Source organism: Pseudomonas sp. USHLN015 (assembly GCF_037153275.1).
GTDB classification, from domain to species: domain Bacteria; phylum Pseudomonadota; class Gammaproteobacteria; order Pseudomonadales; family Pseudomonadaceae; genus Metapseudomonas; species Metapseudomonas tohonis.
In genome coordinates, this window is record NZ_JBBCKP010000014.1 from 149,521 (window position 1) to 164,567 (window position 15,047).

A 15,047-nucleotide genomic window follows, 5' to 3' on the forward strand; every position below is an offset into this window, starting at 1 on the left:
AGCATGGGTTTCGCCATGCTCTACCCATCCTACGGGCTTGCAGGGTGTGCGTAGGGTGGGCTTCAGCCCACCGCTCCTCCATGTCCATCTGCAAGAAGGGCCGCATCGCGGCCCTTTTCGTTCACTTCACCAGCCGGGCATCCAGGCTGTTCTGCGCCAGGCGCCGGGCCTGTTCCTCGCTCATGCCCAGGTGCTCGTGCAGGGCGAAGAAGTTCTCGGTGACGTAGCCACCGAAGTAGGCCGGGTCGTCGGAGTTGACCGTCACCTTCACGCCGCGCTCGAGCATGTCGAGGATGTTGTGCTGGCTCATGTGGTCGAACACGCACAGCTTGGTGTTGGACAGCGGGCAGACGGTCAGCGGGATCTGCTCGTCGATGATGCGCTGCATCAGGCGCTCGTCCTCGATGGCGCGCACGCCGTGGTCGATGCGCTGGATCTTCAGCAGGTCCAGGGCCTCCCAGATGTATTCCGGCGGGCCTTCCTCGCCGGCGTGGGCGACGGTGAGGAAGCCTTCGGCGCGGGCGCGGTCGAACACGCGCTGGAACTTGCTCGGCGGGTGGCCCATCTCGGAGCTGTCCAGGCCCACGGCGACGAAGGCGTCACGGAAGGGCAGCGCCTGGTCGAGGGTCTTCTGCGCCTCGTCCTCGGAGAGGTGGCGCAGGAAGCTGAGGATCAGCCCGGAGCTGATGCCGAGCTGCTTGCGACCGTCGTCCAGGGCGTGGCGGATGCCGTTCAGCACCACCTCGAAAGGGATGCCGCGATCGGTGTGGGTCTGCGGGTCGAAGAAGGGCTCGGTGTGGATGACGTTCTGAGCCTTGCAGCGTTGCAGGTAGGCCCAGGTCAGGTCGTAGAAGTCCTGCTCGGTGCGCAGCACATCGGCACCGGCGTAGTAGAGGTCGAGGAATTCCTGCAGGTTGCCGAAGTCGTAGGCGCGGCGCAGGGTCTCGACGTCGTGCCAGGGCAGGGCGACCTTGTTGCGTTCGGCCAGCGCGAACAGCAACTCGGGCTCGAGCGAACCTTCCAGGTGCAGGTGCAGTTCGGCTTTGGGCAAGGCATTGAGCCAGTCGTACATGGTGGTTTCTCGTTATCAGGCAAGGTCGACGGCAAGTTTAACTTCCCGGACAGGATTTCGCCGAGCGAGCGCCTGTACGGCAGGGGCGCTCGTGTTCATCGGGCGTCGCTCAGGCCGTCTCCTCCCGCCGGTAGGCGTAGGTGTCGGCGAAGCGCGAGAGCAGGTACTCGGCGCTGGTCACCGGTGGGTACTTCGGCGGCTTGTCGGCGCTGGAGCAATTGGGCAGGCAGCTGATCTCGGTGTCCGGGTGCGGCTCGGCGAAGAAGGGCATGGAGTAGCGGTGCACGCCCAGGGGGCTGATGACCCGGTGCGGCGTGGACTTGTATCGGTCGTTGCTCCAGCGCGCCATCATGTCGCCGATGTTGACCACGAAGCTGCCGGCGATGGGTGGCGCGTCGATCCACTGGCCGCGCACGTCCTGCACCTGCAGGCCGCCGGCGTCGTCCTGGTACAGCAGGGTCACGCAGCCGTAGTCGGTGTGCGCACCGGCGCCCTGTTGCTCGACGGAGCTGGCGGTGTGGCGCGGCGGATAGTGGATCATGCGGAACACGCTGATGGGTTCGGCGAAGCGCGCATCGAAGAAGTCGCGCTCGATGCCCAGGGCCAGGGCGATGGCCCGCAGCAGGGTCTGCGCCAGCGCCTGCATGTCGGCGTAGTGCTGTTCCATGAGCGCCGACCAGCCGGGCAGTTCGGGGTGGCGGTTGGGCCCGCGCAGGGGCTTGCCGGCCAGCACCTCGGGGTGGTCGGCGGCCATGTGGAAACCCATGTCGAAGGTTTCCTTCAGGTCGCTAGGCCTGCTCGGGTCGAGCTGTTCGGTGGCGATGGCGCCATAGCCGCGATGGTGCGCGGTGCGGGTGATGTCGATCCGCAGCTTCTCGGCGTCGGGCAGGGCGAAGAAGGTCTTGGCCGCGCGGGTCAACGCCTCGATGCGCTCGGGCGCGATGCCGTGCCCGGTGATGTAGAAGAAGCCCCAGTCGCGGCAGGCGGCGTCGATCTGCGCCGCGACCTGCTGCCAGGCCTGTTGGTCGTCGCCGTAGAGCGCGGCGATGTCGATGAGGGGAAGCTGGTTCATCGGGTGATCCTTGGAGCGCAGGGTTCAATACCCTCTCCCCTGGCGCCAGGGGAGAGGGCGTCGCTTACTTCGGCAGTTCCGCCTTGATGCCTTCGACGTAGTAGTTCATGCCCGCCAGGTCGGCGTTGGTGGCGACCACGCCGTCGGCCAGCTTGATGGCACCGCTCTGGTCCTTGATCGGGCCGGTGAAGGGGTGGAACTCGCCGCTCTTGATGCGGGCGATGATCGCCTGGGCCTCGGCCTTCACGTCGGCCGGCACCAGGTCGCTGATGGGCAGCTGGATGGTGTCCTCGGCCAGGCCGCCCCAGTAGTCCTGGGACTTCCAGGTGCCGGCCATCACGCCTTCGGCGGCCTGGATGTAGTGCGGCCCCCAGTTGTTGACGATGGAGGTGAGCACGGCCTTGGGCCCGAAGTGCGCCATGTCCGAGGCGTAGCCCACGGAGTACACGCCACGGCGCTCGGCGGCCTGGATCGGCGCCGGGCTGTCGGTGTGCTGGAATACCACGTCCACGCCCTGGTCGATCAGCGCGTTGGCGGCGTCGGCTTCCTTGCCCGGGTCGAACCAGGAGTTGACCCAGACCACCTTGATCTCGGCCTGCGGGTCGTACTTGTTCAGCGCCAGCTGGATGGCGTTGATGTCGCGGATCACTTCCGGGATGGGGAAGGAGGCGATGTAGCCGATCTTGTGGCTCTTGGTCATCTTCGCGGCGAGGAAGCCGCCGACGTAGCGGCCTTCATAGGAGCGCGACAGGTAGGTGCCGAGGTTCTTGTCCTGCTTGTAGCCGGTGGCGTGCTCGAAGGTGACCTTGGGGAACTGCTTGGCCACCTTGGCGGTGGGGTTCATGTAGCCGAAGGAGGTGGTGAAGATCAGGTCGTAGCCGCCCTTGGCCATGTTGCGGATGACCCGCTCGGCGTCGGCGCCTTCGGCGACGTTCTCCACGAAGCTGGTCTCGACCTTGTCGCCCAGCTTGGCCACCAGCGCCTTGCGGCCTTCCTCGTGCTGGTAGGTCCAGCCGTGGTCGCCGATGGGGCCGACGTAGACGAAGCCGACCTTCAGCGGGTCGGCGGCGGAGGCGCCGAGGGTGGCGCTGAAGCCGATGGCGGCGACGAGCGTGCGCAGCAGGTTCTTCTTGGAATCGAACATGGGGGATGGGGCTCCTGGTCTGTTGTTCTGTGCTGTGCCCTGTGGGCTGACCAGGCGATTGCAAAAAATTGACCAACTGGACAGGCGGCGCGCAAAGCCGCGTGCCAGGCCCCTCGATGCCGGCAATGTGCACCGCCTGCGAGCGCGGATGGTGCACGACGGGCGCTGCCCGCCGCCTGCTGGTGCGTCACCAGGGAATGGTCTGGCCCTGGTAGTCGATGTAGTGGTGGCCGCCGCGCCCGGCATACGCCTCGATCTGCTGCACCAGGCCCTGGACGCTGGTGGCGACGTCGATCTCGGCGGACTCGCCGCCCATGTCGGTCTTCACCCAGCCCGGATGCAGGCTCAGCACCGTGGGCGCGGCTTCCGCCCATTCGGCCACCAGGCTGCGGGTCATGGAATTCAGCGCCGCCTTGCTGGCGCGGTACAGCGCCAGGCCGCCGGCATCGTTGCCGGCCACGCTGCCCAGCACCGAACTCATGAAGGCCAGGGTGCCGCCGGGCAGCAGGTTGCTCTTCAGGCGCTGGGCCAGGCGGATGGGGGCGACGGCGTTGGTGAGGAACAGCTGGGCGATCTCGGCCTCGGTGGCCTGCACGGCGGACTGGTGCACCGGGCCGTAGACGCCGGCGTTGACCAGGATGAGGTCGAAGGCGCGGCCATCCAGTTCGCCGGCCAGGGTCTCCAGGCTGGCGACGCTGTCCAGCTCCAGGGTGCGTACCTCGACGTTCTCCAGCGCGGCCAGGTCGCCGGCGCCCTGCGGGTTGCGCACCGTGGCTGTGACCTGCCAGCCGGCGGCCTGCAGTTGCTTGACCAGGCCCAGGCCGATGCCCCGGGAGGCGCCGATGATCAATGCGGTTTGTGTGCTGCTCATGTGCGGTCCTCTGCGTGTGAAGACCGGCAAGAGTAGCCGCTTATTGAGCGCCCGCGTGGGATGTCGATGTAGGTGGGCCGGGCGGCGTTCCGCTGAGGTGCGAAGCCCAACGCAGCGAGGGTGGGTATCGCACCGTTGGGCCTCGCTGCGCTCGGCGCCAACCTACGGTCGTTCAGCCCGGGAGCCGTGCCCTATCAATGCCCGCCCTTCCACGGCTGGCCCAGGGACACGGGGGCGAACAGGCGGGTGCGCGCGGCATCGCGGGAGAGCAGCACCAGCACCAGGATGGTCGCCACGTAGGGCAGCATCGCCAGCAGGTTGGCGGGGATGGCCAGGCCCACGCCCTGGGCCACCAGGTGGAGGATGCTGGCCAGGCCGAAGAGGTAGGCCCCCAGCAGCACGCGGAACACCCGCCAGCTGGCGAACACCACCAAGGCGAGGGCGATCCAGCCGCGCCCGGCGGTCATGTTCTCCGCCCACATCGGCGTGTACGCCAGGGACAGGTAGGCCCCCGCCATGCCCGCCATGGCCCCGCCGAAGAGCACCGCCAGGGTGCGCACGCGCAGCACCGGCAGGCCCATGGCGCTGGCCGCATCGGGGTTCTCGCCCACCGCCTGGAGCACCAGGCCGATGCGGCTCTTGAGCAGCGCCCAGGCGATCAGCGCGAACAGCGCGAAGGACAGGTAGACCATCAGGTCCTGGCTGAACAGCATCTTGCCCAGCAGCGGAATGCCGCTGAGCAGCGGGATGGCCACCGGCTCGAAACCCTGCAGGGGCTTGCCCACCCAGGCGGCGCCGACGAAGGACGACAGGCCGATGCCGAAGATGGTCAGCGCCAGCCCCGTGGCCACCTGGTTGGCGTTGCAGCCGAGGGCGACCAGGGCGAAGAGGGCGGACAGCAGCATGCCCGCGGCCATCGCCAGCAGCACGCCGAGCCACAGGTTGCCGGTGCCGATGGCGGCGATGAAGCCCACCACCGCGCCGAACAGCATCATCCCCTCCTGCCCGAGGTTGAGCACGCCGCTCTTCTCGCACACCAGCTCGCCCAGGGCGACCAGCAGCAGCGGCGTGCCGCAGCGGACCATGGCGTAGAGGATGTTGGTCAGCAGATCTAGATCCATGGAAGGAAGCCTCGAGCGGCAAGCCGCAAGCTACGAGTTGAAGAACGGGTGTGGGAGTGACTCATGCGGCGGCACGCTTCTTGGCGCTTGCCACTTGCAGCTTGTAGCTCCACGCCAAGCGTGGCCGATACAGAATCAACACATCACAGGCGAGCAGGAAGAACAGCATCATCCCCTGGAACAGCTGGGTGATCGACTGCGGCAGGTTGAGGGCCATCTGCGCGTTTTCGCCGCCGAGGAACAGCAGCGCCATCAACAGCCCGGCGACGAGGATGCCGAAGGGGTTGAGGCGGCCGAGGAAGGCCACGGTGATGGCGGCGTAGCCGTAGCCCGGCGACACCTGCGGCACCAGTTGGCCGATGGGGCCGGTGACTTCGCCGACGCCGGCCAGGCCCGCCAGGCCGCCGCTGACCAGCAGGGCCAGCCACACCAGGCGCTTTTCGCGGAAGCCGACGAAGCCGGCGGCGCGCTTGTCCAGGCCCAGCACCTTGATCTGGAAGCCGAGGAAGCTCTTGTGCAGCAGCACCCACACCGCCACCAGGGCGAGGAGGGCGAAGTACAGGCCGATGTGCAGGCGCAGGTCCTCGAACACCGGGGGCAGCCGCGAGGCGTCGCCGAACATCGCCGACTCGGGGAAGTTGAAGCCGGCCGGGTCCTTCAGCGGGCCGTGCACGGCGAAGAGCAGCAGGTTCAGCGCCACGTAGTTGAGCATGATGGTGGTGAGGATCTCGTTGGCGTTGAAGCGCGTGCGCAACCAGGCTGCCAGCGCGCCCCAGGCGGCTCCGGCGAGGATGCCGGCGCCCAGCACCAGGACCAGGGCCCAGCGGCTTTCCCAGTCGATGAGGTGCACCGCCACCGCGCTGCCGGCCAGGGCGCCCATGAGCAGCTGGCCCTCGGCGCCGATGTTCCAGATGCGCGCCTGGTAGGCCACCGCCAGGCCCAGGGCGCAGAGCAGGATGGGCAGCGCCTTCACCAGGAGCTCGGAGACGCCGTAGAGATCGCTGATGGGTGCCACCAGCAGCGCATGGAGGGTTTCCAGCGGGTCATGGCCGAGGGCGACGAACAGCGCCGAGCCGCAGGCCAGGGTCAGCAGGCCGGCCAGCACCGGGGACAGCAGGAGCATCGCGCGCGACTGCTGCGTGCGGGGTTCCAGGGATAGCAACATGAAAGGCTCCGGGCGCTCAGGCGGCTTGGGTCGAGTCGAACTGGCCGGCCATCCAGCGGCCGACCTCCTGCGGGCTGGTGTCCGCCACCGGCTTCTGCGCCGACAGCTCGCCGCCGCACAGGGCGCCGATGCGGTCGCTGATCTGGAACAGCTCGTCGAGGTCTTCGGAAATCACCAGGATCGCCGCGCCGGCATCGCGCAGGGCGATCAGTGCGCGGTGGATGGCGGCAGCGGCGCCGACGTCCACGCCCCAGGTCGGGTGGGCGGCCACCAGCAGCTTGGGTTGCTGGAGGATTTCGCGGCCGAGGATGAATTTCTGCAGGTTGCCGCCGGAGAGGCTGCGGGCGGCGGTATGGGCGTCCGGGGTCTTCACCGCGAAGCGCTGGATGATCTCTTCGGCGAAGGCCAGCACCTTGCCGCGGCGGATCATCCCGCGGCTCAGCAACCCGCGCTGGAAACCGGTGAGCAGGGCGTTGTCGGCCAGGCTCAGGTCCGGCACCGCGCCATGGCCCAGGCGTTCGGCGGGGACGAAGGCGAGGCCCCGGGCGCGGCGCGCATCCGGTGGCAACTGGCCCACCGGCTGGCCGGCGAAACGGATGGCGCCGGCGTTGCCGGCGGGCAGGCGACGCTCGCCGGAGAGCAGCGCGAGCAGCTCGTCCTGGCCATTGCCGGCGACCCCGGCGATGCCGAGGATCTCGCCGCTGCGCACATCCAGGCCGAGGTTCTTCAGCGACATGCCGAACGGATCGGGGTTGTGCCAGTCGAGCCCCTGCAAACTGAGGAAGGGCGCACCGCCGCTGACCTTGGGGTAGCTGGCGACCAGGCCTTCGGCGTCGCCCACCATCAGCCGCGCCAGCTCCAGGTCGCTGCACCGGGCCGGTACGCAGTGGCCGGACACGCGGCCGCCGCGCAGCACCGTGGCGCTGTGGCAGAGCGCGCGCACTTCGCCCAGCTTGTGGCTGATGAAGAGGATGCTGCAGCCCTCGGCGGCCAGGCGGCGCAGGGTGACGAAGAGTTCGTCGGCTTCCTGCGGGGTGAGCACTGAGGTGGGCTCGTCGAGGATCAGCAGGCGGATGTCCTGCATCAGGCAGCGGACGATCTCCACCCGCTGGCGCTCGCCGATGGACAGCGCATGCACCAGGCGCCCGGGCTCCAGGGCCATGCCGTAGCGCTGCGATACCTCGCGGATGCGCGGCTCCAGCTGCCTGGGCGTGCCGGCCTCGCGGCCGAGGGCCAGGGCGATGTTCTCGGCCACGGTGAGGGTCTCGAACAGGGAGAAGTGCTGGAACACCATGCCGATGCCCAGCGCCCGGGCCTGCGCCGGGTCGCGTACGCGCAGCGCCTCGCCCTGCCAGCGGATCTCGCCGGCATCGGGCTGTACCACGCCGTAGATGATCTTCATCAGCGTGCTCTTGCCGGCACCGTTCTCGCCCAGCAGGGCGTGGATCTCGCCGGGCTCGATGCGCAGGTCGACGCGGTCGTTGGCCAGGCAGCCGGGGTAGCGCTTGGTGATGCCGAGCATCTCCAGGCGCGGTGGGGGAGTGGGGCTGTTCATCGTGGTCTTTCCCGGAAAGAGAGCTGGCCTGACAAAGCAAAAAGCTGGCCACCGGGTCAGGAAGGCCCGTGCAGGCTCGCGTGCGTGAGCGCCTGCGGGAAATCCACGGGTGGAATGGGCATTGCGGGGGCATTTTCCTGCACGCTTTCGGGGCGGCGTGGTTCCCAATGGCGCAGCGGTGCCTGGACGAAATTCGACCAGCCAGGCGCAGCGCCCGTGGGCACTGGCCTGGAGAAGTTGTTCCCAAGGTTATCCACAGGACTGTCCACGGCTGATGTGGACAATGGCGGTGCGTCGCGCCGGTATCCCGGCGTCAAGCTCCGCAAGCGGGAAAAATAAAGCTAGACCCTTCAGATGCTTGCGCGGTAGACACGGGGCCCCTCGCACACTGGTCACGAAACGAGCAGCCCCGGCGAAGCGGCGTCCGGCGCTGGCCCGGGCGATTGCTCAAAAGGTTATCCACAGGCTTGTCCACGCTTTGTGTGGACGGTTCAGACAGCGGATTTTTCCTCCGCAGGCTGGCGCCACGTAGGGTGGACATCGCTCTTCATGTCCACCAGCGGAGTCGATCCGATGCAGTTGTGTGGGGCCGGCCGTTGGAGAGGGGTATGTGTGCCCCTTCAACTCCGCTCGGTGGACCGGTGAAGCGTGGTCCACCCTACATGGCCGTGTGCGCCGTGCTGGACCGTAGGATGGGTAGAGCCCCGCGAAACCCATCGCATCCGATGATGGGTTTCGCTTCGCTCGCGGAACGCCGCCCGACCCATCCTACGAGGTGCTGCTTGCGGCCCGGAGAGCGCTTAGAAACTGAACTCCATGTTCAGGGTCGGGGTGGAGGTGCGGCTGCCACGGCCGCCGTCGACGCCGAACTTGTTGTGCCAGTACTCGTAGCCGACGCCGAACCAGAGGTTGGGCTTGATGTTCTTGCCCGGGCGCGCGGCGACCATCAGCGAGGTGCGCATCAGGGTTTCGGCGGCGGTGTCCCTGTCGTTGTAGTCCTCGCCCTTCTCGCCCACGTGGTTGATGTAGCCCTGGAACTTGGCGGCGTGGTCGCCGACCTGGAAGGGGCGCAGCCAGGTGAGGTTGAGGTTGTAGGTGCCGTCGAAGGTCATCTCCTCATGGCGCGCGCCGGGGATGCCGGTCTGGTTGCGCTCGCGGTAGTAGAGCAGGCTCAGGTCGAGCACGCCGACGGTGTTGAACTTGAGGGTGGGGCCGAACACGACAGCGCGCTTGTTGGACGAGGCGCGGTTGTTGTTGCGGTTGACGTCGAAGCCGGCGGTGAAGGCGTAGTCCTTGATCAGGCCGTCGCCCTGCTTCTGGTCGAACACCCGCGAGGCGAACAGTTGGTGGCGGTACACCGCGTAGACCTCGCTGCCGCCATGGTCGGTGCCCTTGCGCGGGTCGCGGTTGTCGGAGAGGAAGACATCCAGGTTGAAGAAGTTGCTGCCGTACCGGTAGCCGCTGGCGTGGGTGAAGCTGTAGATGCGCTTGGCGAACTTGTTCGGGTTGTTCGGGTTGGTGAACTGCTGTCCGTAGCGGAACCCGATGCTGTTGTTCATCCACTCCAGCGCGGAGGCTTCCCCGACCGTGAATAGGGCGAGAGCGACCGTGGCTCCCTGCAGTGCTTTTTTCATTGTTATGGCTCCTGTTCCTGGGATCTCGATGCCGTGGCTCGGGCATCGAGGGCGCAAGTATCAGCACATCCGGATTGATCGCCAAAGAACAGAATGTAGAGCATCCCGATGCCGATACGGCATCACCGAATTGACTTGAAAGTCAGTATTTTCAGGGTCTTAGCGGGATTGTGTACAAAGCGCGAGCGCAGATGGCTCTAGCGCGCGGGCTGCAGCCGTGCAGCCTGCGGGAGGCCGTGGCGGGCCGGGGGCATGAAAAAACGGGCGGGACCTGTCCTACGGGCGGTTGCCCGAGGTGCTCCGGGGCTGTGGCCGCTCTTCGCGCTCACGCAAGGTGATTTCCTCGGTCAATTGTCGAGCCAGCGCATCCACCGCGACGGGCAGGTAACGGCCGCCACGCACATAGAGGCCAAGGTCGTTGAAGATGCCGCCGTTGTCGGTCAGCGGCAGGTGCACCAGGTCGCCTGCCTCGAGGTCGGCCTCGATACCGATGCGGGTCTGGAAGGCCACGCCCATGCCGCGCTTGACCAGTTGTCGGGCCAGCTCCACCGAGCTGCTTTCCAGCACGGGCCTGTCGGCCAGGCTCATGCGCTTTTGCAGCGGGCCGAGCAGGTGGTGGATGGACAGCTCGCGCTTGGCCAGGATCAGGCCGTGCTCGACGCAGGCGGCGAAGCTCACCTCGTGCAGCGAGGCCAGCGGATGCCCGCGCGGGACGATGGCGCCGAGGCGGAAGTGGCCGACGCTGAGCTGCTGCAACTCGGCGCTGCGGGGCAGGAAGAAGGCCAGGCCGAGGTCGGCGGCGCCGCTCAGCACCGCCTCGGGGATGGCCTGCGAGCCCATCGCGGTGACGCCGATGGTGACCCGTGGGTAGCGCTCGTGCATGGCCTTTAGCACGCGGGGCAGCAGGTCGATGGTCACGCCTTCGACGGTGGCGATCTCCACGTGGCCGGTGCGCAGGCCCTGCATGGCGTCCAGTTCGGAGCGCACGCGCTCGACGTCCTGCAGCACCACGGTGATGTGGCGGGTGAGGATCTCCCCGGCCGGCGTCAGGCGCAGGCCAGCGGGCAGGCGGTCGAACAAGGGCGCGCCGATCTCGTCCTCCAGCTTGAGGATCTGCCGGTTCACCGCCGAGGAGGCGACGTTGAGCCGGCGCGCGGCCTCGCGGATGGAATTGCAGCGGCGCACCATGTCGAAATAGTGGATCGCGGGCGAGTGGATGCGCAGCTTGCCGGTCATGGCGCCTGGTCCTCGATGGCGGCAAGTTGGCTGCGGCCGCGGCTGATGTCGCCGAGCAGGCGCTGCAGCGGCTCGCGCTGGGCGGCCGGCAGGGCCAGCTGCAGCCAGGCGCCTTCGGCGTCGTAGTCCTCGCTTTCGAGCTGGGCCTGGAGGTCGGCCAGGCGCGCCTTGAACAGCGCCAGCTCGGCGAAGGCCAGGTGGCAGCGGAAGCGCGACAGGCGCAGCAGCGGCAGGCGTTCGCCCCCTTGCAGGCACTTGGCGGCACTGCCGCCGTAGGCACGGGCGAGGCCGCCGGTGCCGAGCTGGATGCCGCCGTACCAGCGGATCACCAGCACTGCGACCTGGTCCATGTCCTGGCCTTCGATGGCCGCCAGCATGGGGCGCCCGGCGGTGCCGCCGGGTTCGCCGTCGTCGCTGAAGCGGTACTGGTTGCCCACCTTCCAGGCCCAGCAGTTGTGCGAGGCGGCGAGGTCGCTGGCGGCGGTGATGAAGGCCTGGGCCTCGGCCGCACTGGTGACCGGCGCGGCGAGGGCGATGAAGCGGCTCTTGCGGATTTCCTCGCGGTATTCGCAGGGCGCGGCAAGGGTGAAGGGCATCAGCTGGCGGGTGTCGGCGGGGTCAGGCCGCAGCCCTTGAGGATGATGTGGGTGAGGCTCTGCGCGGCGATTTCGAAGTCGTCCTTGGTCAGGCGCTTGCGTCCGCTGACGCGGCAGATCTGCGAGCCGAAGTCGGCGTAGTGCTGGGTGCTGCCCCAGAGCAGGAAGATCAGGTGCGTGGGGTCGACGGCGTCCATCTTGCCGGCGGCGATCCAGGCTTCGAACACGGCGGCGCGGCCCCTGAACCAGTCGCGGTAGTCCTGATCGAAATGCTTCTCCAGGCAGGCGCCGCCGCTGATCACCTCCATGGCGAAGATCTTCGAGGCCAGCGGGAAGCGTCGCGAGAACTCCAGCTTGGCGCGGATGTAGCGGGCCAGCGCCTCGGCCGGGTCGTCATCCACCGTCAGGGTGTTGAAGGTGCTGTCCCAGAGTTCGAGGATGTTGCTCAGCACCGCCACGTAGAGGCCCAGCTTGTTGCTGAAGTAGTAGTGCAGGTTGGCCTTGGGCAGGCCGGCACGCAGCGCGATGGTGTTCATGCTGGTGCCTTTGAAACCGTGCTTGGCGAATTCCTCCTCGGCGGCGGCGAGGATGGTCTCTTCGTTCTTCTGGCGGATGCGGCCGGCGGGCTTGCCGGTGGAGCTGGGGCTGTGGGCGGGGACCAGGACAGTCATAGGTCATCCAGAGGTATCAGGAAGCGGGCGAATGCACTGATAACCCAAGCGTGGGGCCGCCGACAAGACAAAACTGTTGCGGCGGTCAGGTTATCCACAGGTTTTGTCGGGCCTGCACCATGATGGGTCGGTTTTTCCCCGTTGCGCACCGCGCCAGACCCCGTCCGGGGCCTGGCGCGGCGGCCTTCAGGCGCGCTCGGCGGCGCCGTCCGTCCGGGCGGCGGGCTTCTCTTCCGGCAGGACCAGGCTGAGCAGGATGGCGGTGATGCCGCCGCAGGTGATGGCCGAGTCGAACAGGTTCTGCACGATCGGCGGCAGCTGGTGCAGCAGGGTCGGTTGCGCGGCGACTCCCAGGCCGACGCCGAAGGAGCCGGCGATCACCAGCAGGCTGCGGCGGTCCAGCCGCGCCTGGGCGAGGATGCGGATGCCCGCCGCCGCGACGCTGCCGAACATCACCAGGGTGGCGCCGCCGAGCACCGGCTTGGGAATCTGCTGCAGCACGGCGCCGATCAGCGGGAACAGGCCGAGGATGAACAGCACGGCACCGATGTACAGGCCGACATGGCGGCTGGCGACGCCGGTCAGCTGGATCACCCCGTTGTTCTGCGCGAAGGTGGTGTTGGGGAAGGCGCTGAAGGTGGCCGCCAGCAGGCAGCTGACGCCATCGCCGAGCACGCCGCCCTTGAGTCGCGCCTCGTACTCCGGCCCCTTGAACGGCTTGCGCGCGATCATGCAGTTGGCGGTCAGGTCGCCCACGGTCTCGATGGTGCTGATGAGGTAGATCAGCGCCACGGGGACGAAGGCCGTCCAGTCGAAGGCGAAACCGTACTTGAAGGGCACCGGCACGCTCACCAGCGGCAGGTCGGGCAGCGCCTGGGGCACCAGCTTGCCGCTGAAGAAGGCCACGACGCTGCCCACCGCCAGGCCGATGAGGATCGACGACAGGCGCACCCAGGGATTGCGCGAGCGGTTGAGCAGGATGATGGTCGCCAGCACCAGCCCGCCCAGTGCGAGGTTGCCCGGCGCGCCGAAGTCCGGGGCCTTGAAGCCGCCGCCGATGTCGGTGATGCCGACCTTGATCAGGCTGACGCCGATCAGGGTGATGACGATGCCGGTCACCAGCGGGGTGATCACCCGGCGCAGGTGGCCGATGAAGCGGCTCAGCACGACCTGCACGAACGCGCCGAAGAAGCACACGCCGAAGATCATCGCCAGGATGTCTTCCGGGCTGCCGCCGCGGCTCTTCACCAGGAAGCCCGCCGACAGCACCGCACCGAGGAAGGCGAAGCTGGTGCCCTGCAGGCAGATCATCCCCGCGCCGATGCCCAGCGGGCGCCGTGCCTGGAGGAAGGTGCCGACGCCGGAAACCATCAGCGCCATGCTGATCAGGTAGGGCAGGTGCTCGCCCAGGCCCAGCGCCGCACCGATCACCAGCGGCGGCGTGATGATGCCGACGAAGCTGGCCAGCACGTGCTGCAACGCGGCGCAGAACGCCAGCAGCGGTTTCGGCTTGTCGTCCAGGCCGTAGATGAGTTCGGAGTGGCTTGATTCTTCAGCGTGCATGCTGGCCTCGGCAGGTGGGAGCGACGAACCGGAGCGGCTCGCCGGGGCAGATGCCGGCTCATTGCAAAAAATTGACCAGGTGCGCAGGTTTTTTCGCTCGCCGCCCCGCAAAGCCCATGGCGGGCGGGCGCTACGGGCCCTGTACCCGTGCCGCATGAGGCGTGACCGAATGGTTTCTCCTGCACCAAATCGGGGTACGGCGCTTCATTGCTGGGCGTGCGGTGATGGTCACCGCTCCGTGGCCGGGGCGCATGACTTCGGGTGGACCACGCTTATCGGTCCACCGAGCGGTGCGGCAGGTGCACTCGGGCGTGCGGCTCCGCTTGGTGGACATAAAGAGCGATGTCCACCCTACGGCTCACTGCATCGCTGGGCGCGTTGCGGAGCTCGGTCGAGAGCGTGGCTTGCCTCTCAACCCGTCGCTGCCAGCGCCTCCAGGAAGCTCTCCAGCACCAGGTGCGGGCGGCGGCCCTTGCGGGTGACGGTGGCGAGGCTGAGGTCGTAGAAGCGCTTGTTCGGCTTGAGGGCGCGCAGGCGGCCCTGCTGCACCCAGAAGGTGGCGTAGTGGTCCGGCAGGTAGCCGATGTAGCGCCCGGTGAGGATGAGGAAGGCCATGCCTTCGCGGTCGGAGGCGCTGGCGGTGCAATGCAGCGCCTGGTAGTGGGCCTGGATGTCGGCGGGCAGGCGGAAGGTGGGGGCGATGGCCTCCTGCTCGTTAAGGCGCGCGTCGCTGATCTGGGCGTCGTCGGCGTAGAACAGCGGGTGGCCCACGGCGCAGTAGAGCAGCGAGCGCTCGTCGTACAGCGGCTGGTATTCCAGCCCCGAGAGCGCCACGGTCTGCGGCACCACGCCGACGTGCACACGGCCGTCGAGCACGCCTTGCTCCACCTCGCTGGGCGGGGTCATGCGGATGTTGATCACCACGTCCGGCCCGCGCTCCTTCAGGCGCGCCAGGGCATGGGTGATGCGCATGTGGGGCAGGGTGACGAGGTTGTCGGTGAGGCCGATGTTCAGCTCGCCGCGCAGGTGCTGGTGCAGGCCGTTGACCTCGGTGCGGAAGCTCTCCAGGGCGCTGAGCAGCTGCAGCGACGACTGGTACACCTCGCGGCCTTCCTCGGTCAGGGCGAAGCCGGCGCGGCCACGCTGGCACAGGCGCAGGCCGAGGCGCTGCTCCAGGTCGCTCATCTGCTGGCTGATGGCCGAGCGGCCGATGCCCAGCACGCTTTCGGCGGCAGAGAAGCCGCCGCACTCGACGACGCTGCGGAAGATGCGCAGCAGGCGGATATCGAAGTCGCTGACCTGGGCCAGCGCTTCCGGGCGACGGGTGCTCATCAGTTTAGTGTTCCG

At 67.9% G+C, this 15,047-nt stretch carries 13 protein-coding genes; all 13 read right to left on the bottom strand.

Annotated elements, in window-relative coordinates:
- Positions 1–121 precede the first annotated feature (121 nt).
- A complete protein-coding gene (locus tag WFQ67_RS26210; RefSeq protein ID WP_213626392.1) occupies positions 122–1,072 on the bottom strand; it encodes an adenosine deaminase in 951 nt (316 codons plus the stop codon).
- A gap of 109 nt (positions 1,073–1,181) precedes the next feature.
- Positions 1,182–2,144, bottom strand: coding sequence for a 2-oxoglutarate and iron-dependent oxygenase domain-containing protein (locus WFQ67_RS26215; protein ID WP_337058616.1), 963 nt, complete (start codon positions 2,142–2,144; stop codon positions 1,182–1,184).
- Between the two features lie 64 nt (positions 2,145–2,208).
- On the bottom strand, positions 2,209–3,288 hold the full coding sequence (locus tag WFQ67_RS26220; protein WP_337058617.1) for a BMP family ABC transporter substrate-binding protein: 1,080 nt from the start codon (positions 3,286–3,288) through the stop codon (positions 2,209–2,211).
- Positions 3,289–3,475: 187 nt separating this feature from the next.
- Positions 3,476–4,159, bottom strand: coding sequence for an SDR family oxidoreductase (locus WFQ67_RS26225; RefSeq protein WP_213626389.1), 684 nt, complete (start codon positions 4,157–4,159; stop codon positions 3,476–3,478).
- A gap of 194 nt (positions 4,160–4,353) precedes the next feature.
- A complete protein-coding gene (locus WFQ67_RS26230; protein WP_213626388.1) occupies positions 4,354–5,280 on the bottom strand; it encodes an ABC transporter permease in 927 nt (308 codons plus the stop codon).
- 61 nt (positions 5,281–5,341) lie between these two features.
- Positions 5,342–6,445, bottom strand: a complete 1,104-nt coding sequence (locus tag WFQ67_RS26235) for an ABC transporter permease (protein WP_337058618.1) — start codon at positions 6,443–6,445, stop codon at positions 5,342–5,344.
- Positions 6,446–6,461: 16 nt separating this feature from the next.
- Complete coding sequence (locus WFQ67_RS26240) at positions 6,462–8,000, bottom strand: ABC transporter ATP-binding protein (RefSeq protein ID WP_213626386.1); 1,539 nt, start codon at positions 7,998–8,000, stop codon at positions 6,462–6,464.
- Between the two features lie 800 nt (positions 8,001–8,800).
- The gene (locus tag WFQ67_RS26245) at positions 8,801–9,634 is read right to left on the bottom strand and encodes a nucleoside-binding protein (RefSeq protein WP_337058619.1); all 834 of its coding nucleotides are present in this window, start codon (positions 9,632–9,634) and stop codon (positions 8,801–8,803) included.
- Positions 9,635–9,910: 276 nt separating this feature from the next.
- Complete coding sequence (locus WFQ67_RS26250; protein ID WP_111261995.1) at positions 9,911–10,870, bottom strand: LysR family transcriptional regulator; 960 nt, start codon at positions 10,868–10,870, stop codon at positions 9,911–9,913.
- Complete coding sequence (locus tag WFQ67_RS26255; RefSeq protein ID WP_337058620.1) at positions 10,867–11,466, bottom strand: IMPACT family protein; 600 nt, start codon at positions 11,464–11,466, stop codon at positions 10,867–10,869. Before WFQ67_RS26255 ends, WFQ67_RS26250 begins: the two co-directional genes overlap by 4 nt.
- Positions 11,466–12,137 (bottom strand): TetR/AcrR family transcriptional regulator, encoded by a 672-nt coding sequence (locus WFQ67_RS26260; protein WP_111261993.1) that lies wholly within the window; start codon positions 12,135–12,137, stop codon positions 11,466–11,468. Before WFQ67_RS26260 ends, WFQ67_RS26255 begins: the two co-directional genes overlap by 1 nt.
- A gap of 186 nt (positions 12,138–12,323) precedes the next feature.
- On the bottom strand, positions 12,324–13,700 hold the full coding sequence (locus WFQ67_RS26265) for a uracil-xanthine permease family protein (RefSeq protein ID WP_271104085.1): 1,377 nt from the start codon (positions 13,698–13,700) through the stop codon (positions 12,324–12,326).
- Between the two features lie 411 nt (positions 13,701–14,111).
- Positions 14,112–15,032, bottom strand: a complete 921-nt coding sequence (locus WFQ67_RS26270; RefSeq protein WP_173171644.1) for a LysR family transcriptional regulator — start codon at positions 15,030–15,032, stop codon at positions 14,112–14,114.
- Positions 15,033–15,047 lie beyond the last annotated feature (15 nt).

What these genes read in the sequence shown, in the direction of transcription:
- WFQ67_RS26220 (WP_337058617.1), bottom strand. Translation starts at nt 3,288, where the DNA reads ATGTTCGATTCCAAGAAGAACCTGCTGCGCACGCTCGTCGCCGCCATC.
- WFQ67_RS26260 (WP_111261993.1), bottom strand. Translation starts at nt 12,137, where the DNA reads ATGACTGTCCTGGTCCCCGCCCACAGCCCCAGCTCCACCGGCAAGCCC.
- WFQ67_RS26225 (WP_213626389.1), bottom strand. Translation starts at nt 4,159, where the DNA reads ATGAGCAGCACACAAACCGCATTGATCATCGGCGCCTCCCGGGGCATC.
- WFQ67_RS26235 (WP_337058618.1), bottom strand. Translation starts at nt 6,445, where the DNA reads ATGTTGCTATCCCTGGAACCCCGCACGCAGCAGTCGCGCGCGATGCTC.
- WFQ67_RS26250 (WP_111261995.1), bottom strand. Translation starts at nt 10,870, where the DNA reads ATGACCGGCAAGCTGCGCATCCACTCGCCCGCGATCCACTATTTCGAC.
- WFQ67_RS26215 (WP_337058616.1), bottom strand. Translation starts at nt 2,144, where the DNA reads ATGAACCAGCTTCCCCTCATCGACATCGCCGCGCTCTACGGCGACGAC.
- WFQ67_RS26210 (WP_213626392.1), bottom strand. Translation starts at nt 1,072, where the DNA reads ATGTACGACTGGCTCAATGCCTTGCCCAAAGCCGAACTGCACCTGCAC.
- WFQ67_RS26240 (WP_213626386.1), bottom strand. Translation starts at nt 8,000, where the DNA reads ATGAACAGCCCCACTCCCCCACCGCGCCTGGAGATGCTCGGCATCACC.
- WFQ67_RS26230 (WP_213626388.1), bottom strand. Translation starts at nt 5,280, where the DNA reads ATGGATCTAGATCTGCTGACCAACATCCTCTACGCCATGGTCCGCTGC.
- WFQ67_RS26265 (WP_271104085.1), bottom strand. Translation starts at nt 13,700, where the DNA reads ATGCACGCTGAAGAATCAAGCCACTCCGAACTCATCTACGGCCTGGAC.
- WFQ67_RS26255 (WP_337058620.1), bottom strand. Translation starts at nt 11,466, where the DNA reads ATGCCCTTCACCCTTGCCGCGCCCTGCGAATACCGCGAGGAAATCCGC.
- WFQ67_RS26245 (WP_337058619.1), bottom strand. Translation starts at nt 9,634, where the DNA reads ATGAAAAAAGCACTGCAGGGAGCCACGGTCGCTCTCGCCCTATTCACG.
- WFQ67_RS26270 (WP_173171644.1), bottom strand. Translation starts at nt 15,032, where the DNA reads ATGAGCACCCGTCGCCCGGAAGCGCTGGCCCAGGTCAGCGACTTCGAT.